Raw genomic sequence first — 21,590 nt, 5'->3', positions numbered from 1 at the left:
CTTTTATACATACGTCTGAATGAAATCATTGAAAATCGGAAATTTGTGCGCCTCCGTCCCCATCGTGCAGGGCGGCATGGGCGTGGGCATATCGCTGGCGGGCCTGGCTTCGGCCGTGGCCGACGAGGGCGGCATCGGGGTAATCTCCTCGGCCGGCCTGGGAGCGATCTACAACGACTATTCGAAGGATTACCGGGCTGCTTCGATCTGGGGCCTGAAGCAGGAGTTGCGCAAGGCTCGCGAGGCTACGCGCGGCATCATCGGCGTGAACGTCATGGTCGCCATGTCCAATTTCGCCGACATGGTGCGCACGGCCGTCGCCGAGAAAGCCGACATCATCTTCTCGGGCGCCGGACTGCCGCTCAACCTGCCGTCGTTCTTGCCCGAGGGGGCCAGAACCAAGTTGGCGCCCATCGTCTCGTCGGCCCGGGCCGCAGCGTTGTTGTGCCGCAAATGGTTCTCGGAGTACCATTACGTGCCCGACGCCATCGTGGTCGAGGGGCCTAAGGCGGGAGGACATCTGGGTTACAAGCGCGAGCAGATCGAGGATGCGGATTATGCGTTGGAGAAGCTGGTGCCGGAGATCGTGAAAGAGGTCGATGCGTTCGGCGCCGAACACGGCTGCCATATTCCGGTAATCGCCGGCGGCGGCATCTATACCGGCGAGGACATCTACCGCATCATGGAGCTGGGCGCCGAGGGGGTGCAGATGGGCACGCGCTTCGTTACCACGGAGGAGTGCGACGCCGATCCGGCCTTCAAGCAGAGTTACATCGACGCGCAGCCCCAGGATATCGAGATCATCGAGAGTCCCGTCGGCATGCCGGGCCGGGCGCTCCGCAGTTCGTTCCTCGAACGGGTCAAGGAGGGGTTGAAGCGTCCCAAGGCCTGCCCGTTCGACTGCATCAAGACCTGCGATGTGACGCACAGCCCCTATTGCATCATGCTGGCGCTCTACAACGCTTTCAAGGGTAAGTTGCAGAACGGCTATGCTTTTTGCGGCGCCAATGCCTGGCGGGCCGAGAAGATCCAGTCGGTGCGCGAGTTGATCGCGTCGTTGCGCGACGAGTACGATAAGTTTTCGTTGCGTGGGACGCTTCAGCGTTTCGGCACGGCCGAGCGATAAACTTGCTTCCCTATGAGAAACCGGGCATCCTCCGACGGAGGATGCCCGGTTCGTTTATGCAAGGAACGGCGTTTCTTATTCGGTAACGCGCTCCAGCCACTTGACCATAGCCAGCATGACCAGCATCGAGAGGCCGCAGACCACGACGAAGACCGTCCAGGTCGCCGAAATCGAAATCTTGTTGTAGAGGATCGGGCCGATGAAAAGCAGGCCGTTGCCCAGGGCCGTGGCACCCAGCCAGCACCCCTGCATCAGACCTTGGAGCTTCTGCGGCGCGACTTTCGAGACGAACGAGAGGCCCAGCGGCGAGATGAACAGCTCGGCGACCGTCAGAATCAGATATGTGGCGACCAGCAGCCAGGGCGTCACACGCTCTGCGGTGGTCAGACCGCCCATGGCTTCGACTTCGGCACGGCCGGGCAGTCCCAGCGAACCGAAGACCATCAACACGTATGCCGCAGCGGCGATGCCCATGCCGATGGCGATCTTCATCGGGGTCGAGGGTTCCTTGCCGCGGTTGCGTAGCCAGGCGAAGATGGCGATGACGATCGGCGTGAGAGCGACCACGCAGATGGGGTTGGCCGACTGGAAGATTTCGGCCGAAATGGGAGCGCCGAAGATTTCGAGACGCGTGTAGTCTTGAGCGAACAGCGTCAGCGTCAGTCCGTTTTGGTGGAACGAGAACCAGAAGAAGATTACCACGGCGAAGACGGCGAACAACGCGTAGAGACGTTGTTTGATTTCGCGGGCGTCCTGCTGGATTTCGGCTTTCGAAACCGTCTTCTTGTCCGTTGCGCCCTGCGGGTCGGGCAGGTTCTTCTTGCTGAAAAGGAAGACCACCAGCGAGAAGAGCATGGCCACGATCGCCACGCCGAACGCATAGTGGAATCCGGTGTTGAACGCCGTCAGGTATTCTTGGGCGAAGACGGCCAGGTCGGCCGGGGCGCCGTTGAGGCTTACCTGCGCGGCCAGCTCGGAGAAGCGGCCGTTCATCACTTCCTCGGTCATGGTGCCGTTGTTGAAAGCGTGGCAGAGGGCCGAAAGGTCGGAGTTATAGAGGAATCCCTGCGTGCGGAGCCACCAGTTGCGCACGCCCACGGCGGCGAACGGTGCGACCATGGCGCCGATGTTGATGAACATGTAGAAGATTTGGAATCCCGTGTCGCGCAGCTTGGCGTATTGTTCGTTGTCGTAGAGCTGCCCCACGAGCGCCTGGAGGTTGCCTTTGAAGAGTCCGTTGCCGAACGCGATGACCATCAGGGCGCCCACGACCAGCGCCCGGGACGAAATCCAGGGCATCATCAGTACGACATAGCCCAGCGTCATGACCAGAATGCCGGCGATGATCGTTCCTTTGTAGTTGCGCAGCCGGTCGGCGATCAGACCGCCCGCCAGGGCCAGGATGTAGATCGAGGTGTAGAAGAAGGAGTAGATCTTGCCCGCCTGCTCGCCGTCGATGCCGAATTTCGACATCAGGAAAAGCGTCAGGATGGCCATCATGGTGTAGAAGCCGAAGCGTTCGCCCGTGTTGGCGAGGGCCGCGGCAATCAGACCTTTGGGTTGTTTGAACATAATCTTGATTTTAACGATTTGTACAAAGATAATAATAAGCGAGCGCAAAAACAAGTTTACTTGCATTTTGCCGAGCGCGAGTATCTTGGGCGTAGCTAAAGATAGAAAAATTTATTTGCATTGTTCGGCAGTGCCGAAGTGCAAAAAAATTCGTACCTTTGGTTGTGCCGAAGCTATTTCCGTTCGGTAAAGTGCAAGCGGGCTTGCTTTAGCCCTCGTTTATTCGTATGTTTGTATAAACACCTCTCTTCCTATGAAAAAAAACGCACCCCGCCTGCCCATCGTCGAGCGCGACGCATGGCTGCACCCCGTCGAAGAAGAGATGAACCGCCGCTGGGAGTGTTATCGGCAGAAGATCGACGACATCTGCCGCACGGCAGGTTCGCTCTCCGACTACGCCAACGGCTACCGTTACTTCGGTTGGCAGTGGGACGGGCTGCTCGACGGGTGGTGGCTGCGCGAGTGGCTGCCCGGGGCGCACGATGTCTATGTCTTCGGCGATTTCAACAATTGGCAGCGCACCGAAATCCGCATGCACCGCGATGTCGCAGGGGTGTGGAGCGCCTTTTTTCCGGCGGCCATGTACCGTGACCGCCTGACGCACGGATCGCTCTACAAGCTCCATGTCCACGGCGACAACGGGTGGAGGGATCGGATCCCGGCCTATGCCCGGCGCGTGGTGCAGGACGAGGAGTCCAAAAATTATACGGCGCAGTTCTGGGCGCCCGCCGAGCCGTTCGACTGGCAGGGCGATGCGTTCGATGCCTCGAAGAACGGCGATCTGTTGATCTACGAGGCCCATGTCGGCATGGCGCAGGAGAGCGAGGGGGTGGGCACCTACCGCGAGTTCGCCGAAAAGATTCTGCCCGTCATCAAAGCCGACGGTTATAATGCCGTGCAGTTGATGGCCATCGCCGAGCATCCCTATTACGGGTCGTTCGGCTACCATGTGTCGAGTTTCTTCGCTCCCTCCTCGCGCTTCGGCACGCCCGAGGAGCTGAAAGAGCTGATCCGCCGCGCCCACGAACTGGGCTTGGCCGTCATCATGGATTTGGTGCATGCCCACTATGTGAAGAATCTCAACGAGGGAATCAACGAGTTGGACGGCACCGACCATCATTATTCGCTGCCGGGTGCTGCGGGCGACCAGCCTTACTGGGATTCGAAGCTCTTCGACTACGGCAAACCCGAGGTGCAGCACTTCCTGCTCTCGAACGTCAAATATTGGCTCGACGAGTTCCATTTCGACGGCTTCCGCTTCGACGGGGTCACGTCGATGCTTTACCATCATCACGGCTACGTCGATTTCGACTGCCGCGAACGCTTCTTCGACGCGGGGGTCAACGGCGACGCCATCGCCTACCTCACGCTGGCCAACACGCTGGTCCACGAGTTCCGTCCTGCGGCCGTCACGATCGCCGAGGACGTCAGCGGCATGCCGGGCATCTGCATTCCGGAGTCCGACGGCGGCATCGGCTTCGATTACCGCCTGGGGATGGCCATCCCCGACTTCTGGATCAAGTATCTCAAGGAGGTGCCCGACGAGGAGTGGAACATCTGGGAGATGTGGTCGGTCATGACCGACCGCCTGCCCGAAGTGAAGACCGTGGCCTACGCCGAATCGCACGACCAGGCGTTGGTGGGCGACAAGACGCTGGCTTTCCGCTTGATGGACAAAGAGATGTATTTCCATATGGATCGGGCGTCGGAGAATCTCGTCATCGATCGCGGCATGGCCCTGCACAAGATGATCCGCCTGCTGACCATCTCGACGGGCGGACAGGCCTACCTTAATTTCATGGGCAACGAGTTCGGCCATCCCGAGTGGATCGACTTTCCGCGCGAGGGCAACGGCTGGAGCTATGCCCATGCGCGGCGCCAGTGGTCGCTGGCGACGAACGGGTTCCTGCGCTATTCATGGCTCGGCGACTTCGACCGGGCGATGATCGGGCTGGTCAAGGAGTACAAGGTGCTTTCGGACGGCTATGCCTGGAATCTTTTGATGGACGAGCAGAACAAGACGATGGTCTTTTCGCACGGACGGCTGCTTTTCGTCTTCAACTGGCATCCCACGGCTTCGATTCCCGACTACGAGCTGCCCGTGCAGGGGCCGGGCAAATACATACCCCTGCTCTCTACCGACGAAGAACGCTTCGGCGGTCAGCAGCGCCAGGCGATGGACGGCGAGCACTTCTCGTTCGACGTCGTGGGCGACGACGGCGCGCGCTATCCCCGCATCCGCATCTACAATACGGCGCGTACCGCCACGGTATATTTGAGGGAGGAGTAAGCTGAAGTCCTTGCGGGACGGCAGCGGCGAGGTAAGGTGTCGACTATGGTAAGCGTGCCGTCGCGTGGAAATCGGCGCAGAATAGCAGCACCTCGTACCGACCTGAAGGAATTTATCGGTGGCGCTCCGGGGTAAGGGGCGAATTTCGGATTTTTCTTTATAATTCTTCCAGCCGCGCTTCGGGAGCGATGTCGAGTGTCGAGAAGTCGCCGTGGCGATAGCGGTAGTGGCCCGCCATGGCGATCATCGCCGCATTGTCGGTCGTGAATTTGAATTCCGGCAGGAACGTGCGCCAGCCGCGTTTCTTTCCTTCGGCCACGATGCCGTCGCGCAGACCCGAGTTGGCCGAAACGCCTCCCGCGATGGCGATGTCGCGGATGCCCGTCTGTTTCGATGCCCGCACCAGTTTGTCCAGCAGAATCGCGACGATCGTGTGTTGCAGCGACGCGCACAGATCGGCCTTGTGCCGTTCGATGAACTCCGGGTCTTCGGCCACACGGTCGCGCAGCGTGTAGAGGAACGAGGTCTTCAGCCCCGAGAACGAATAGTCGCATTCCTCGACCCGCGGACGGGCGAAACGGAACGCCGCCGGGTCGCCTTCCTTGGCCAGCCGGTCGATTACCGGGCCGCCGGGGTAGGGGAGTCCCATCACTTTGGCACATTTATCGAAGGCTTCGCCTGCGGCATCGTCGATCGTCGTGCCGATGATCCGCATCTCCAGGGGCGAATCCACGCGCACGATCTGCGTGTGGCCGCCGCTGACCAGCAGGCAGAGGAACGGAAACTCCGGATGGGGCAGCTCTTGGTCGGGCAGGTCGATGAAGTGCGAGAGGATATGTCCCTGCAAATGGTTGACCTCCACCAGCGGGATGTTGCGGGCGATCGAGAGTCCCTTGGCGAACGATACTCCCACCAGCAGCGAGCCGACCAGACCGGGGCCGCGCGTGAAAGCTATGGCGTCGATTTCCGACGCCGCCACGCCTGCTTCGCGCAGCGCCGTGTCGACCACCGGCACGATGTTCTGCTGGTGGGCGCGCGAGGCCAGTTCGGGAATCACGCCGCCGTATTTCACATGCACGGCCTGCGAGGCGATGACGTTCGACAGCAGGCGGTTGTCGCGCAGTACGGCGGCCGACGTGTCGTCGCACGACGATTCGATGCCCAGTATTGTAATATCCATCCGGTTTTTCGTTTTTTAACTAAAATAGTTAAATTTGCAGGTTATAACGGCTATTCGTGCACAAAGGTATAAAAATATTGGGAAAGGTGTTCTCGGCGATCGTTTTGTTGGCGGTCGTCCTGCCGGTCAGCGTTTCGTTGTTGCTGGATATTCCCGCTGTGCAGAATTTCGTGGTGCAGAAAGCCGTGGAGGCGATCTCCGACAAGTTGGAGACCACAATCGCCATCCGCAGGGTCAACATCGGCTTGTTGGGCAAGGTCAAGATCGACGGTTTCTACGTCGAGGATTACCAGCGCGATACGCTCTTTTACGTCGACCGGCTCGACGCTTACGTGACCGGTCTGGGCCTTTTCGGCGGCGGCGTGACGCTCAGCCGCGGCGAAATCGTCGGTGCGAAGCTCTGTTTGCGCGAGACGCCCGACGGGGAGATGAACATCAAGCAGATCATCAACCGCATTTCCGATCCCGACCGTCCCAAGAAAGGCAATTTCAGCCTTGCCGTCCGCAAGGCTTCGATCCAGGATATGGAGTTGTGCCTGGAGCGGCAGGTGCGGCGCGATCCGCCGTTCGGCATCGACTTCGGGCACATGCACCTTTACGACATCGTGGCCCATGTCGACGACTTCACGATCGACGGCCAGACCATCCATACCACCATCGGTTCGTTTTCGGCACGCGAGCGCAGCGGTTTCGTGCTCGACCGGTTGTCCGGCCGCTTCTACCTGACCAACGGTTGTCTCGGTTTCGAGGACGCTTCGATCCTTACCGAGCGGTCGCACGTGTCGATCCCCTACATTTCGCTGGTCGGCAATTCGTGGGCCGATTACAAGGATTTCGTCGGGCTGGTGCGGTTGGACGGTGTCTTGCGCAACACTTCGGTGGCGACCGACGATATCGCTTACTTCGCGCCCAAGCTCCGCGAGTGGCATACCGTCTTGAGCGATATCGATGCTGCGGTCGCCGGCGAGGTCGCCGATTTCAGCGCTGCGATCCGCAGTTTGCGGATCGGGCACGAGACTTCGTTGTCTGCCGAGGCCCGGATCGTGGGCCTGCCCGATATCCGCACCGCGTCGTTCGATCTCGATATTCCCCGGCTGACTACTGCGGCCCACGATATCGAGGCTTTCGCCCGCGACATCGCCCGGCACCCCTTGCCGGCCAATCTGTCCGCCATGTTCGGGCGGGCCGGACGCATCGGACTGCGGTTGCGGTTCGAGGGTTCGCTCTCGTCGTTCGACTTGCAGTCCGCATTGTCGTCGCAGGTCGGAGACGCCGATATCGACCTGGCTATGAAGCCTCTGGGCGGGGGGCGCAACCGGTTGCAGGGCACCCTGGCCACGCGCGATTTCCAGTTGGGCGCCTTGCTCGGCCGCCGCACGCTGTTGGGCGGAGCTTCGCTCACGGCTTCGCTCGACGGTTCGGTGGGGCGCGGCATGACCGATGCCAATGTGCAGGGCAACATTGCGCACTTCGAATTCAATGGTTACACCTACGATTCGCTGCGGCTCGACGGCCGGTTGCGCAACCGCGGGTTCGACGGTCTGGTCACGGCGCGCGACCCCAACCTCGACTTCGACTTCCTGGGGGCCGTCGATTTCAACGGTTCGATTCCGCGTTACGACTTCACGCTCGATCTGCGGCGCGCCGACCTGGCGGCCCTGCATATCAATCCCCGCGATTCGGTGTCGGTGCTCGCGGCCCATGTCGAGGCCAACGCCAGCGGCCGGTCGCTCGACGATCTGAACGGCGTTATCCGCGTCACGGACGCTTCGTATCGTTATAACGACAAGTCGGTCGATTCGCGTAGCATCGAGATCACGGGCGAGAATTCGGCCCACAGCAAGTTCGTCGAGTTGCGTTCCGATTTCGCCGATGTCACTTTCCGGTCGAAGACCAGTTACCGCACGGTGTTCCGTTATTTGGGCGAGAGCGCCTGGAAATACCTGCCGTTGATCGGCAAGGGGGCGCGCCGGGTTTCCGGAGCGGCCCATGAAACTGCCGTGGCCGATGATTATTCGTTGCTCTCGGTGCATATCCGCGATTTCAATCCGGTGGCCGACGCCGTATCGCCCGGGTTGCAGATCGCCGACGGGGCTTCGTTGCAGCTGCTTTTCAATCCGGCCAGCGACAAACTCTCGCTCAAGGCTGCCGCCGAGTATGTGGAGCGCAAGCGGCTGTTGGCAACACGGCTCAATGTCAACGCTTCCAACCGCGGCGATTCGCTCACGGTCTACGCTTCGGCCGAAGATCTCTATGCCGGTTCGCTGCATTTGCCTCATCTCTCGGTCACGGGCGGTGCCCGGCAGAACACCATGCAGTTGTCGACCGGCTTCGAGGATACGGTGCGGCGGTTTTCCGGGTTGATCGGCTTGCGTGCCGAGACCCACGACAAGGCGGAGGGCGGGCAGCTTGTCGATCTGCGGATTCTGCCTTCGTACGTCACGCGGGGCGACAAGCGGTGGCAGATTTTCGCCGATAAGATGCAGATCGACACGGCACGCATCGTTGTCGATCGTTTTCTGGTTTTGAGCGGCGACCAGAGCCTGGCGCTCAACGGCATCGCTTCGCGCAGCCGCGACGATTCGGTAACGCTGCGTCTGCGCAACTTCGACTTGGCGCCCTTTACCCAAGTCGCCTCGCGCATGGGGTATGCGATCGAGGGGCGCACCAACGGCGGGGCTACCATGAAGTCGGTTTTGCGCGGCGGCGAGTTCCGGGCCGACATCTTGTTCGACAGCGTGGAGGTCAACGACATTCCTGCGCCGCCCCTGCGGCTGACATCGCAGTGGGATTTCGCCCGCAACCGCGCCAGGGTGTCGATCGCCGACCGGATGAAAGGCGATACGGTGGTGCGGGGTTATTTTGCGCCCGACCGGATGCGTTATTATGCCCGGTTCGATGCGGATAGTCTCGACATGGGGTTGCTCGACCCCGTGCTTGCGGGTGTCGTCTCCTCGACCCGGGGAATGGCTTCGGCCGATCTGGTATTGCGGGGCGAGCATCGCAACGCCGATCTGAGCGGTACGATCCGCGTGAGCGGTCTCGCCACGACGGTCGATTTCACGCAGGTAACTTATTCGGTGCCCGAAGCGGTGCTCGACGTGACGGGCAACCGTTTCCGAGCTTCCGGCGTGCCCGTCTTCGATCCCGAGGGCAACCGCGGACGTCTGGACATCGATCTCAACCTGCAACATCTTTCCAACATCGCCTACGACCTGCGTGTGGCGCCCAACGAAATGCTGGTGCTCGACACGTCGGCCGAGGACAACGATTTCTTCTACGGCCGGGTCTATGCTTCGGGCATGGCCCGCATCAAGGGCGACAAGGGGCAGGTCGGCATGGACATCGCCGCGTCGACCGAGGGGGATTCCTATTTCTCGATGCCGCTTTCCAGCAAGTCGAACATCTCCTATGCCGATTTCGTGGTTTTCGAGAAACCCGTCTCCGTCGATACGCTCGATCAGGTCATGCGCAAGAAATTGTCGTTCGAGCGCAAGCGGCGTCAGAAGTCGGTCGACGGCAACCGCATGGATATTGCCTTGGCGCTCGACGTGCGGCCCAACGTGGAAGTCGAGCTGGCCGTGTCGGGCAATACGGTAAAGGCCCGTGGCGACGGTACGCTCAATTTGCAGATCAACCCCCGTTCGAACGTCTTCGAAATGTACGGCGATTATACGATCCGCGAGGGTAGCTACCTGCTTTCGTTGCAGAACATCATCAACAAGCGTTTTACCATCGAAAACGGTTCTTCGATCCAATGGACTGGCGGGCCGATGAACGCCTTGCTCGACATCGACGCCGTTTACAAGCTCAAGGCGTCGTTGCAGCCGCTTTTGCAGGGCACTACCGACAAGCTCTCCACCGACCGGTCGGTGCCCGTGGAGTGCGTCATCCATCTGGGCGAGCGGCTTTCGAATCCCGAGGTCACGTTCGACGTCCATGTTCCCGCCTCCGATCCCGAGACGCAGACCCTCATCGCCAATGCGCTGGCGACGCCCGAGTCGGTCAACATGCAGTTCCTCTACCTCTTGTTGTTCAATAGTTTCCTGGCCGAGAACAATGCCGCCGCCAGCTCCAACATCGGCGCTTCGGTGTCGGCTGCCACGGGGCTGGAGTTCCTCTCCAACCAGTTGAGCAACCTGCTTTCGTTGAGCGACTACAACCTCATGATCCGCTACCGTCCCCGCTCCGAACTGACGGGCGAGGAGGTCGATTTCGGGCTTTCCAAAAGCCTGATCGACGACCGTCTGATCGTCGAACTCGAAGGCAATTATCTGATCGACAACAAGCAGGCCGTAAGCAACTCGGAGGTCTCCAACTTCATGGGCGAGGCCTATGTTACCTACCTGATCGACCGGGCCGGTGCGCTCAAGTTGAGGGCCTTTACCCAGACCATCGACCGTTTCGACGAGAACCAGGGTTTGCAGGAGACCGGCATCGGAATCTATTATAAGGAGGATTTCAATAATTTCCGCGATCTGCGCCGCCGGGTGCGGGAACGCTTTACCAACAAAAAGCGCCAAGCCCGCCGCGCAGCCCGCAGGGCCGAGAAAGAAGAGCGACGGAGTGCGGAGAAAGAAGCCGTAACCGGTGCTGCGCTGGGCAGAGAGGACGATGAGAACGGTGCGGTGTGGGTCGACGATGAACGGTAACCGGTGCTGCACTGCCCGGGGTGCCGTAGAAAATGCACCCGGATTACGATGCGAGTGAAATATTATGATTTGAAACTTAAATAAATTTTATACTATGATGACTTTTTTGCAGGCCGCCGAGGGAGTGGTCATGAGCGAGGAAACCCGTATGGGGTTGTGGACTTTGTTTACCAAGGGCGGTTGGTTGATGTGGCCGCTGTTGGCATTGGGCGGTGTGACGATCTTCATCTTCGTGGAGCGTTTCATGGCCATCCGCAAGGCTTCGGTGTTGGACATGAATTTCATGAATCGCATCCGTGATTACATTTCCGACGGCAAGATCGCCGTGGCCATCAACTTGTGCAAGAAGACCGACACGCCCGTCGCCCGCATGATCGAGAAAGGTATCGGACGCATCGGGCGGCCGATGAGCGATGTTCAGACGGCCATCGAGAACGTCGCCAACCTCGAAGTGTCGAAGTTGGAGAACGGTCTGCCGTTCCTGGCCACGATCGCTGGCGGTGCGCCGATGATCGGTTTCCTCGGCACGGTGCTGGGCATGGTGCAAACTTTCATGGATATGTCCGCCGCCGGCGGTACGGTCGACTTGGGGTTGCTTTCGCACGGTATGTATGTCGCCATGGTTACCACCGTGATGGGTCTGCTGGTCGGCATCCCCGCCTACTTCGGTTACAACTACTTGGTGGCGCGCATCGAGAAGCTGGTGTTCCGCATGGAGGCCAATTCGATCGCGTTCATGGATATTTTGAATCAACCCGTTCAAAAGTAGTTCGTTATGGCTATCAAACATGGTTCGAAAGTCGACAAGTCGTTTTCGGCTTCGTCGATGACCGACTTGATGTTCCTGTTGTTGTTGTTTCTGTTGATCGCAACGACGCTCATCAACCCCAACGCCTTGAAACTGATGCTGCCCAAGAGTTCCAACCAGCTCAAGGACAAGGCTATGACTACCGTATCCATCCAACAGAGCGGCAATTCCTATAATTATTATGTGGAATTGGATCGCGTCGACGGCATCCGGGGCGTCGAGCAGGCGCTGCGTTCGCGGCTCGACGGGCAGCAGGAGGCCACCGTGTCGCTGCATTGCGACAAGACCGTGGCGGTCGACGAGGTGGTCAAGGTGATGAACATTGCCAAGGACAACGGCTACAAGTTGATTTTGGCGACAACGGCAAACTGATGTATTACTACGATCCGAACGATGGAGGCCCGCGCCGGTGGGCGATCGTCGCCGCGGTGTTCTATGCCGTGGCCTTGGGCGTTGCGTTCGCCGCGGTGTCGTTCGATTTCACGCCTGTGGTGCAGAAGCCCGGCGACACGATCTTCGTGGAGTTCGTCGAGCCGCCCGTAGTCGAGCCGCCGCCGCCCGTCGAGCCGGCAGCGCAGGCCCGTGTGCACGATGCCGCCGACTACGAGGAGCGCACGGCGCAGATCCGGGGCGACGATCCCGAGACCCGCACGCCCAACCCCAAGGCGCTGTTCAACATGAATAAGAGCGGTGCCGACGAACCCGCCGACGCCGGCAACCGTCACGCTCGCGAAGGCGAGGAGCAGGCTGCCGGAACCGGGCCGGGGGCCGATGCCGACGGGTTGGATCAGCTCGACAAGGGGTTGCAGGGGCGCGGTTTGGTGGGCCATCTGCCGCGGCCTTCCTATCCCGGCACGCGGAGCGGCAAGATCGTTGTGCGGGTTACCGTAGGGTCGCGGGGCGAGGTGACGAGCGCCGCTTTCGAGCCGAAGGGGTCTACCGAGAGCGACCCGCAGTTGGTCGAGGCAGCCTTGGCTGCGGCCCGCAAAGCCCGTTTTACCGAAAGCCGTGCTACGGTGCAGGGCGGTACGATAACCTATGTTTTCCGCATGGAATAACGATGGGACTTCGCTGGTTTTCCGGAGTTGCCGGAAAGACGATGCGATATATATAATGACATATTATTATGATGTTTACTCGTTTATTTTTGATTTGCGTTTTTTTTGCAGGTATGTGTTTTGCGGAATGCCGGGCCGGGGCGCCGTCGTCGGAAGTCGCCGTTGGGCAGCAGCCGGCCGGCAAGGGTGCGCAGTTGGTGTTGCCTGTGGCAACGTATGATTTCGGCGACGTGCCGCGCAAGGGCGGTGCGCTGACCCGGGATTTCGTCTTTCGCAACGAGGGTTCGGCTCCGTTGGTCATCGTGCGCGTGCTCACGTCGTGTTCGTGTTTCAAAGCATCGTTTCCCAAGCGTCCTGTGGCGCCCGGCGGGCAGGGCATCATCCGCGTGACCTACGAGCCGCTCAAGAGCGAGCCGGGCACCTTCAACAAGGTGTTGCAGATCTATTCCAACTCGGCCGGCGGCCGCGAGATCATTACCGTGCAGGGCAATTCGATCGAATAAAAAGATCCGTTGCCGGACAAAGCGCGGAGGATGGTAAGTATTTTTTTTGTGCATTGAAAATAACGTCGTCATGTCAGTTCTTCTTTTTACCAACGCCACTATTTTGCCGATGACTGCCGTCGGAGGGGAGCCCCGTACGTTCTGCGGCGCTTTGGGCGTCGCGGGCAACCGCATCGCTTTCGCTTCGGACGATCCCCGGGACGAGGCCGGCTTCCGGGCCGTGCATCCCGATGCCCGCATCCTCGATTGCCGGGGCAAGCTGCTGATGCCGGGGCTGATCGACACCCATTGCCATGCCGCTATGACTTTGCAGCGCAGCTATGCCGACGACATTCCGCTCATGACGTGGCTCAACGACTACATCTGGCCGTTCGAGGCGCGTCAGACGCCCGACGACGTGGTGTTGGGCATGACGCTGGGCATCGCCGAGATGTTGCTCGGCGGCGTTACGTCGTTCGCCGACATGTATTATTTCGAAAACCGCTGTGTCGAGACGGTCGACCGCCTGGGCATCCGGGCCATGCTCGGTTGCAATTATTTCGATACGAACATCGACGAGGTATTTCCCCAGATCGAGGAGGCCGTGCGTCTGGCTGCCGGTCGCGACCGCATCCGCATCGGCGTGGCGCCGCATGCGCCCTATACGGTCTCGCAGGAGAATCTGTTGCGCGGCAAGGCATTGGCCGACCGCTTGGGGCTGCACCGCATGATCCATGTGGCCGAGACGCAGGACGAGGTGCGCATCGTGTGCGAAAACTTCGGATGTTCGCCCGTCAAGTATCTCGATTCGATCGGCTTCCTCGACCAGCGGACGATCGGTGCCCATTGCGTATGGGTCGACGACGAGGATATCGACATTTTGGCGCGGCGCGGTGTGACCGTTTCCCACAATCCGCAGAGCAACATGAAGATTTCCAGCGGTGTAGCGCCCGTGCAGCGGATGCTCCAGCGCGGGGCGCTCGTGACCGTGGCTACCGACGGCCCTTGCTCGAACAACGATCTGGACATGTTCGAGGAACTGCGTACGGCGGCATTCTTGCAGAAGTCCGCCACGGGCGATCCGCTGGCGCTTCCGGCTTACGAGGCGCTGCGGTTGGCGACCGTCAACGGCGCCCGGGCCATGGGGCGTGCCGACGGCGAGCTGGGCGTGCTGCGTGCCGGCGCCTTGGCCGACGTGGTGGTAGTCGATCTTCAGAAACCCCATTTGCAGCCGATCCACGACGTGATGTCCAACCTGGTTTATTGCGGCAAGGCGGCCGACGTCGAGACGGTGGTGATCGACGGACGCATCGTGGTCGAAAACCGGCGCATCGAGGGACTCGACCTGCCGCAGCTTTACCACGATGCCGCGGCAGCCGTCGAGCGGATCAAGAAAGGGTAGCGAACTATGCGGGATCGGCCGGTGCGGGTTGCAGCTCTGAAGTTGCGGGAATTCTGAATCCAGCCGTCGCAAAATCGCCGCGTCCCGATCTTCGGCTCCGAATATTTCGGCTTTCCCCTCTTTCGCAGAACGATGCTGCGGAAGAGGGGATTTCATTCCCACTTCGACATGGGCTTATAATCGTCTTATTTCCTTTTGCCCGGCCATTCTGTGTTTTTTCCCAGCTTTCCCGCGGCCCAAAAAATCATTCTGCTCCTGCTTTTCTGCCGCTTGTTTTGTCGTTCTTTTTTCGGGGTATCGTTTGTTCTATATTTCCGCATGATTGTTGTATTGCGGGAATTTGCACGCAATCAGAAAACTTTTTTTGTTTCGTGAGTTTTCTTGCGTATATTTGTGCCTGCATATACGATAAATAGTTCTATTTTACCTTTTACCCGAATCATGACACAGAAGGATCGGATCGTCGAGCAAACTATGCACATGTTCGTCGCTCAGGGCATCAAGTCGGTGCGTATGGACGACATCGCGCAGCAGTTGGGCGTGTCGAAACGTACGCTCTACGAGTTGTTCGGCGACAAGGAGGGCTTGCTCTATCTGGCCATGTCTTGTTATTTCGAACAGCATCGGAAGCAATGGACCGAGTTGGGCAGCGATGCGGACAATGTGTTGGAGCGTTTGTTTCTGGTGTTGGGCAACGTCATGGAGCATTCCGAGACGACTTATCGGATATTGGAGAACCTCCGCAAGTTCTATCCCGAGGTCTACCAGAAATTGATGCGCGAAAGTTACGAGCAGAACAAGTTGGAGTTGCGCCGCATGTTGGAGCAGGGGATCGCCGAGGGATTCTTCATCGACAGCATCAATATCGAACTCTCCATTCTGGTTTTTTATTATACGGCTACGGCCATTACGACACGCAGGGAGTTGATTCCGTTTGAGGGAATTAGCGAGCGCGGCGCTTTCATGCAGATCGTCAGCATCTTTTTCCGGGGCATCTCTACCGCCCGGGGGGGGGAGATCATCGACGGGTTCTTGAAGCGCTGGCGGTTCGACAAACAGGAAAAACGAATCATTGAATAGATAAGTATGAAAAAAGTAGTTCTGACGCTCTGCCTGGCCGTCATGGGTTCTTTCGGCGCTTCGGCACAGATGAAGTTGTCGTTGGCCGACGCGATCGACTTGGCTTTGAGCGAGAATCCCACCGTCAAGGTGGCTGAACTGGAGGTGCAGCGCTTCGATTACGTGAAGCGCCAGACGTGGGGCAACCTCTTGCCGCAGCTCTCGGCTGCGGGCAGTTACCAGCGTTCGATCGTCAAGTCGGAGATGCGGGGCGGCATTTCGTTCGGCGCCGACAACACGTTCGCCGTGCAGGGCGATCTGTCGCTGCCCCTTTTCGCACCGCAGGTTTACCGCACCATGAAGTTGAACGACACGCAGATGGCTGCGGCCGTCGAGGCGGCGCGCGGGTCGCGCATCGCGTTGGTCGCCGAGGTCAAGAAAGCGTTCTACAACATTTTGTTGGCCGAGCAGTCGCTCGAAGTGCTTCGCGAGTCGGAGGCCACCGTCCAGCGTACGGTCGACGACACCGAGTTGCAGTACAGCCACGGGCTGGCTTCCGAGTACGATCTGTTGACCGCGCAGGTGCAGTTGAGCAACCTGCGGCCTACGATTCTCCAGACCGAAACATCGATCCGTCTGGCCAAGCTCCTGCTCAAGATGTATCTGTCGATTCCCGAGCAGATCGAGATCGAGGTCGAGGGGCAGTTGGACGGCATGCGCGACGAGGTGCTCGCGGGCACCGACGGGCTGACCGACGACGTGTCGCAGAACTCCGACCTGCGGACGCTCGAATTGCAGGAGGAGTTGTTGCGGCGTCAGCTCAAGGTCGCCAATGCGTCGCGGTGGCCGAGCCTCGGGGCTTTCGGTTCGGCGACCTATACGGGCAACGACATGGAGCCGTTCATGGGTATGGGTGCCGATGACGGGCCGAAGTTTTTTTGGACGAACCCCATCACGGTGGGCGTGCAGCTCTCCGTGCCGATCTTCGCCGGCCTGACTAAGATGAACAAGTCGCGCGAGATCAAGAATCAGATCGCCCAGATCGCCTTGCAGCGTACCTATGCCCGGCAGCAGGTCGACGTGCAGATGCGTTCGGCGCTCAACGACCTGCTTACCGCGCGCGAGACGATGTTCGCCCAGGAGCGCACCGTCGCGCAAGCCCGCAAGGCCTATTCCATCTCCGATACGCGTTATCGTGCCGGAGCCGGGACGATCCTCGAACTCAACAGCGCCCAGCTGGCGCAGACGCAGGCCCAGCTCAACTATTCGCAGGCTATCTACGATTACCTTTCGGCCAAGGCCGAGTACGACCGGATCGTCGGGCGGGAAAAATAAATAAGCGAGCCGGGGCCGCAGGGGCGTTCCGACGTTCCGGCCTCGCGTCCGTGTGTTTACGAATAATTGTAAATTATCATAAGATGAAAAAATCAGCGATCATGTTGTTTGCGGCGGTGGCTTCGACCGCCTGCGTCAGCCGGACGACCACGACCGACGTCGCGGCCGATCCGCGGGTGTTGACCAAAAGCGCTGCGGTCGAGACGGCCGCCGTGCGTCTGACCGAGGAGTTCACTTCCGAAATCGAGCCTTACAAGGAGAACGACATCACGCCCGCTGCGGCCGGCGTACACATCGACCGCATCTTGGTCGACGTGGGCGACAAGGTGCAGGCCGGTCAGCTGCTCGTGACGCTCGACCCTACGCAGTATACCCAGGCCCGCGTGCAGCTCAAGACCGTCGAGGACGATTACAACCGCTTGCTGCCCGTCTATAAGGCCGGCGGCATCTCGGCTCAGCAGATCGAGCAGGCCAAGGCCCAGCTGGACGTGCAGCGCGAGGTGGTAGCCAACCTGAAGAAGAATATCGAGGTGCGTTCTCCGATCTCGGGCGTCGTCACGGCCCGAAACTACGAGTCGGGCGATTTGTTCGCCGCGCAGCCCATTCTGCACGTCATGCAGATCGATCCGTTGAAGGTCGTGGTCAACATTTCGGAACAATATTTCCCCAACGTGCGTCTGGGCATGCCCGTAGAGTTGATGGTCGACATCTTCCCCGATAAGACCTTCACGGGCGCCGTGTCGTTGATCTATCCTGCGCTCGATCCCGCTACGCGTACGTTCAAGGTCGAGGTGCGCGTGCCCAATGCCGACCGCACGCTGCGTCCCGGTATGTATGCCCGCACGATCTTCGACTTGGGCGAGAAGCAGGGCGCCCTGGTGCCTGACGTCGCCATCCAGAAGCAGGTGGGCACAGCCGAGCGCTACCTCTATGTCATCGTCGGCGATTCTGTCGCCGAGCGCCGCGCCGTGAAGCAGGGCCGTCAGGTCGGCGACCGCGTGGATGTGCTTTCCGGCGTCGAGCCGGGCGAACAGGTGGCCGTCACGGCGCTTTCGAAGCTCTTCGACGGGGCCAAGGTCACCATTAAACAGGATTAAAGCCGCTGACTCATGAAAATCTACGAAAGTGCGGTTCGCAAACCGATTTCCACGGTTCTGCTGTTCGTGGGCGTGATCGTCTTCGGATTGTTCTCGCTCATGAATCTGGCCGTGGACCAGTATCCCGAAATCGAGATTCCTCAGATTTCGGTCATCACGATGTACCCCGGTGCCAACGCCGCCGACATCGAAACCAACATCACGCGTGTGCTGGAGGACAACCTCAACACCGTGAACAACCTCAAGAAGTTGACTTCCAAGTCGCAGGATAACGTCTCGATGATTACCGTCGAGTTCGAATACGGTTCCGACCTCAACGAGGGGGCCAACGAAATCCGCGACGTGGTGTCGCGCGTGCAGTCGATGCTGCCCGACGACGTCGACTATCCCACGATCTTCAAGTTCTCCACGTCGATGATCCCCGTCATGATGCTCGCCGTGACGGCCGAGGAGAGCTATCCGGCGCTCAATAAGATTCTCGATGACAAGCTGGTCAACGTCCTCAACCGTGTCGACGGCGTGGGTGCCGTCTCGGTCGTGGGTGCTCCCGAGCGCGAGATACAGATCAACGTCGATCCTACGAAGCTCGACGCCTATGGGCTTTCGGTCGAGCAGCTCGGACAGATCATCGCCGCCGAGAACGTCAACATTCCCAGCGGTACGATCGACATCGGCAATAATACATACAACATCAAGGCCGACGGCGAGTTCAAGCTCTCCGACGAGTTGCGCAAGGTCGTGGTTTCGAACCTCGGCGGCCGCACCGTGATGCTTACCGACGTGGCCGAAATCCGCGATACGCTCGAAAAGGCCACCATGGACGAGCGCGTCAACGGCAAGCGCGGCGTGCGCGTGATCTTCCAGAAGCAGTCGGGTTCGAACACCGTGGATATTGTCCACCAGATCCAGAGCCGCCTGCCCGAGATCCAGCGTTCGCTGCCCAAGGACGTCAAGATGGAGTTGATCTACGAGGCTTCGCAGGAGATTACCGACGCTATCGGATCGCTCTCCGAGACGGTCATGTATGCCTTCATCTTCGTCGTGCTCGTCGTCATGATCTTCCTCGGGCGCTGGCGTGCCACGTTCATCATCTGCATGACCATCCCCGTGTCGTTGATCTGTTCGTTCATCTATCTGTTCGCCACAGGGTCGACGCTCAACATCATCTCGCTCTCCTCGCTTTCGATCGCTATCGGTATGGTCGTCGACGACGCTATCGTGGTGCTCGAAAACATCACTTCGCATATCGAGCGCGGCTCGAATCCCAAGGAGGCGGCCATCTACGCCACCAACGAGGTGTGGTTGTCGGTCATCGCTACCACATTGGTCGTCGTCGCCGTGTTCCTGCCCCTTACGATGGTGCCGGGCATGGCCGGTATTCTGTTCCGCGAGTTGGGTTGGATCGTGACGATCGTCGTCTGCGTCTCGACCACGGCGGCCATTTCGCTTACGCCCATGATGTCGGCCTATTTGTTGAAGCTCGATGGCGGCGTCCATGACTACAAGGGCCTCGGCGTGATCTACAAACCCATCGACCGCGCCCTGGAGTGGCTCGACAATGCCTATGCTCGTGCGCTCGATTGGGTGGTGCACCACCGCCGCATCACTTTCGGCAGCATGATGGCGCTCTTCCTCGCTTCACTGGGACTCGTCGCGCAGGTGCCTACCGAGTTTTTCCCGCCTTCGGACAACAGCCGTATTTCGGCCATCGTCAAGCTGGAGCAGAACCTCTCGATGGAGTATACTGCCCGGGTCGCGCGGCAGATCGACAGCATCGTCTACGCGAAGTTCCCCGAGGTGGTCATCGTCTCGGCTTCGGCCGGCGCCAACTCCTCGGACAACGCCTTTGCGGCGATGCAGACCACCGGTTCGCACATCATCAACTACAACATGCGCCTTTCCGATGTCGGCCTGCGCGAGCGTACGATCTACGAGATTTCCGACTTGCTGCGTGCCGAATTGGACGGCATTCCCGAGGTGCGTCAATATACCGTCACTCCGGGCGGCATGTCGGGCGGCATGAGCGGTTCGGCCACGGCCAACATCAAGGTCTTCGGTTACGATATGGACGTCACGAACGCCATCGCCAATGACTTGAAGGAGCGGCTCGGCGCTCTGGAGGGTACGCGCGACGTGCAGCTTTCGCGCGACGACCTGCGCCCCGAATACAATGTCGTCTTCGATCGCGACCGTTTGTCCTACTACGGCATGAACCGTGTTACGGCGGCACAGGCCGTGCGCAACCGCATCGATGGTTTGACGGCTTCGAAATATCGTGAGGACGGCGACGAGTACGACATCATCGTCCGCTATGGCGAGCCGTTCCGCACGCGGGTCGAGGATGTCGAGAACATCACGCTCTACAACATGCAGGGTCGGCCCGTCAAGCTCAAGGAGGTCGGCAAGGTGCAGGAGGAGTATGCCGCGCCCGAAATCCAGCGCGAGAACCGCCAGCGTGTCATTACCGTGCAGTCGACCTTGGGTGCCGGCGTGGCGTTGGGCGACGTGGTGGCCGAAATCCAGGAGTTGATCGCCGATTATCCGCTGCCCGACGGCGTCGACCTCGAAATCGGCGGTACGGTCGAGGATCAGGGCGATGCTTTCCGCGACTTGTTGACGCTCTTCGCGCTGATCGTCATCCTGGTCTACATCGTCATGGCCACGCAATTCGAGTCGCTGAAGTTCCCCTTCATCATCATGTTTACCATTCCGTTCGCTTTCACGGGCGTCTTCCTGGCTTTGTGGATGACTTCTACGCCTTTGTCGCTCATCGCCTTGATCGGTGCCATCATGCTGGTGGGCATCGTTACCAAGAACGGTATCGTCATGGTCGATTACATGAACTTGTTGATCGAGCGCGGCTCGGGCGTCTTCGACGCGGTAATCGCTGGCGGCAAGAGCCGTCTGCGTCCCGTCTTGATGACGTCGTTTACTACGATTCTGGGTATGCTGCCTCTGGCCATCGGTACGGGTGCCGGTTCGGAGACTTGGCAGCCGATGGGTATCGCTGTCATCGGCGGTCTGACCTTTTCGACGATCCTTACGCTTTTCATCGTGCCGGTGCTCTACTCGATTATGGTCAACCGTGCCCAGCGCAAGGAGCGCGAGAAGCTGGCCCGGCTGGCTACCGAGCAGCAGGCCCGCGAATTAAAGTAAGTTGATTCTTCGTTCCGGAGCCGCTGCCGTTTTCCGATCGTGCCGCGTGCTTCGGGACGAACCAAGAAAAAAGATATGAAAGCAGTATTTTTGTCCTATAATCAGGCCCTTACCGATCGGGTAAATCGTATTCTCGACGAGCAGGGCATCCGCGGTTTTACGCGTTGGGCCTTGACCGAAGGCCGCGGTTCGGCCGACGGCGAACCTCACTACGGCACGCATGCCTGGCCTTCGATGAACGCGTCGGTGCTGGCCATCGTCGAGGATGGGCAGGTCGCGCCTTTGATGGAGGCGTTCCGCGCTATGGATGCCGCGACCAAGATGCAAGGTTCCCGGGCGTTCTACTGGAATATCGAAGGCGGATTCTGAAGCC

15 protein-coding genes are annotated in these 21,590 nt (G+C 59.6%); 13 read left to right on the top strand and 2 right to left on the bottom strand.

The genetic code is table 11. From position 1 onward, the window contains the following. The first annotated feature begins 19 nt into the window (after nt 1-19). On the top strand, nt 20-1,126 hold the full coding sequence (locus tag QZ298_RS01575; RefSeq protein WP_296004975.1) for a nitronate monooxygenase: 1,107 nt from the start codon (nt 20-22) through the stop codon (nt 1,124-1,126). A 75-nt stretch (nt 1,127-1,201) separates the two neighbouring features. On the opposite strand, the gene QZ298_RS01570 is transcribed toward QZ298_RS01575, so the two are convergent. Beyond that, a complete protein-coding gene (locus QZ298_RS01570) occupies nt 1,202-2,698 on the bottom strand; it encodes a peptide MFS transporter (RefSeq protein ID WP_363323902.1) in 1,497 nt (498 codons plus the stop codon). Nucleotides 2,699-2,951: 253 nt separating this feature from the next. Here QZ298_RS01570 and QZ298_RS01565 point away from each other — a divergent pair, with 253 nt between their 5' ends. Next, nucleotides 2,952-4,988: an alpha-amylase family glycosyl hydrolase gene (locus QZ298_RS01565; RefSeq protein ID WP_296004971.1), complete on the top strand. Its 2,037-nt coding sequence runs from the start codon at nt 2,952-2,954 to the stop codon at nt 4,986-4,988. Between the two features lie 157 nt (nt 4,989-5,145). Here QZ298_RS01565 and tsaD read toward each other — a convergent pair whose 3' ends face one another. Then, nucleotides 5,146-6,168 carry a tRNA (adenosine(37)-N6)-threonylcarbamoyltransferase complex transferase subunit TsaD gene (tsaD, locus tag QZ298_RS01560; RefSeq protein ID WP_296004969.1) on the bottom strand — a complete coding sequence of 341 codons (1,023 nt, stop codon included), beginning with the start codon at nt 6,166-6,168 and terminating at the stop codon, nt 5,146-5,148. A gap of 86 nt (nt 6,169-6,254) precedes the next feature. Here tsaD and QZ298_RS01555 point away from each other — a divergent pair, with 86 nt between their 5' ends. The 11 genes from QZ298_RS01555 to QZ298_RS01505 all read left to right on the top strand — a co-directional run bounded on the left by QZ298_RS01555 (nt 6,255) and on the right by QZ298_RS01505 (nt 21,586). Further along, complete coding sequence (locus QZ298_RS01555) at nt 6,255-10,820, top strand: translocation/assembly module TamB domain-containing protein (RefSeq protein ID WP_296005131.1); 4,566 nt, start codon at nt 6,255-6,257, stop codon at nt 10,818-10,820. Between the two features lie 94 nt (nt 10,821-10,914). Next, nucleotides 10,915-11,589 (top strand): MotA/TolQ/ExbB proton channel family protein, encoded by a 675-nt coding sequence (locus QZ298_RS01550; protein WP_296004967.1) that lies wholly within the window; start codon nt 10,915-10,917, stop codon nt 11,587-11,589. A gap of 6 nt (nt 11,590-11,595) precedes the next feature. Then, on the top strand, nt 11,596-12,000 hold the full coding sequence (locus tag QZ298_RS01545) for a biopolymer transporter ExbD (RefSeq protein ID WP_296004965.1): 405 nt from the start codon (nt 11,596-11,598) through the stop codon (nt 11,998-12,000). Beyond that, nucleotides 12,000-12,686, top strand: coding sequence for a TonB family protein (locus tag QZ298_RS01540; protein WP_296004963.1), 687 nt, complete (start codon nt 12,000-12,002; stop codon nt 12,684-12,686). Before QZ298_RS01545 ends, QZ298_RS01540 begins: the two co-directional genes overlap by 1 nt. Nucleotides 12,687-12,799: 113 nt before the next feature. Beyond that, on the top strand, nt 12,800-13,189 hold the full coding sequence (locus QZ298_RS01535; protein WP_296004961.1) for a DUF1573 domain-containing protein: 390 nt from the start codon (nt 12,800-12,802) through the stop codon (nt 13,187-13,189). Nucleotides 13,190-13,259: 70 nt separating this feature from the next. After that, nucleotides 13,260-14,570 carry an amidohydrolase gene (locus QZ298_RS01530; protein WP_296004959.1) on the top strand — a complete coding sequence of 437 codons (1,311 nt, stop codon included), beginning with the start codon at nt 13,260-13,262 and terminating at the stop codon, nt 14,568-14,570. 441 nt (nt 14,571-15,011) lie between these two features. Next, nucleotides 15,012-15,650, top strand: coding sequence for a TetR/AcrR family transcriptional regulator (locus QZ298_RS01525; RefSeq protein WP_296004956.1), 639 nt, complete (start codon nt 15,012-15,014; stop codon nt 15,648-15,650). A gap of 6 nt (nt 15,651-15,656) precedes the next feature. Beyond that, nucleotides 15,657-16,964, top strand: a complete 1,308-nt coding sequence (locus QZ298_RS01520; RefSeq protein WP_296004954.1) for a TolC family protein — start codon at nt 15,657-15,659, stop codon at nt 16,962-16,964. Nucleotides 16,965-17,047: 83 nt separating this feature from the next. Continuing rightward, entirely contained in the window at nt 17,048-18,061 is a 1,014-nt protein-coding gene (locus tag QZ298_RS01515) for an efflux RND transporter periplasmic adaptor subunit (RefSeq protein ID WP_296004952.1), read from the top strand. A gap of 12 nt (nt 18,062-18,073) precedes the next feature. Beyond that, nucleotides 18,074-21,217 carry an efflux RND transporter permease subunit gene (locus QZ298_RS01510; RefSeq protein ID WP_296004950.1) on the top strand — a complete coding sequence of 1,048 codons (3,144 nt, stop codon included), beginning with the start codon at nt 18,074-18,076 and terminating at the stop codon, nt 21,215-21,217. 75 nt (nt 21,218-21,292) lie between these two features. Next, entirely contained in the window at nt 21,293-21,586 is a 294-nt protein-coding gene (locus QZ298_RS01505) for a PG0541 family transporter-associated protein (RefSeq protein WP_296004949.1), read from the top strand. Nucleotides 21,587-21,590: the final 4 nt, after the last annotated feature.

Origin of the sequence: uncultured Alistipes sp., from assembly GCF_910580175.1 — a bacterium.
In the GTDB taxonomy this organism is placed as follows: domain Bacteria; phylum Bacteroidota; class Bacteroidia; order Bacteroidales; family Rikenellaceae; genus Alistipes.
This window is presented reverse-complemented; position numbering and strand designations above follow the sequence as displayed.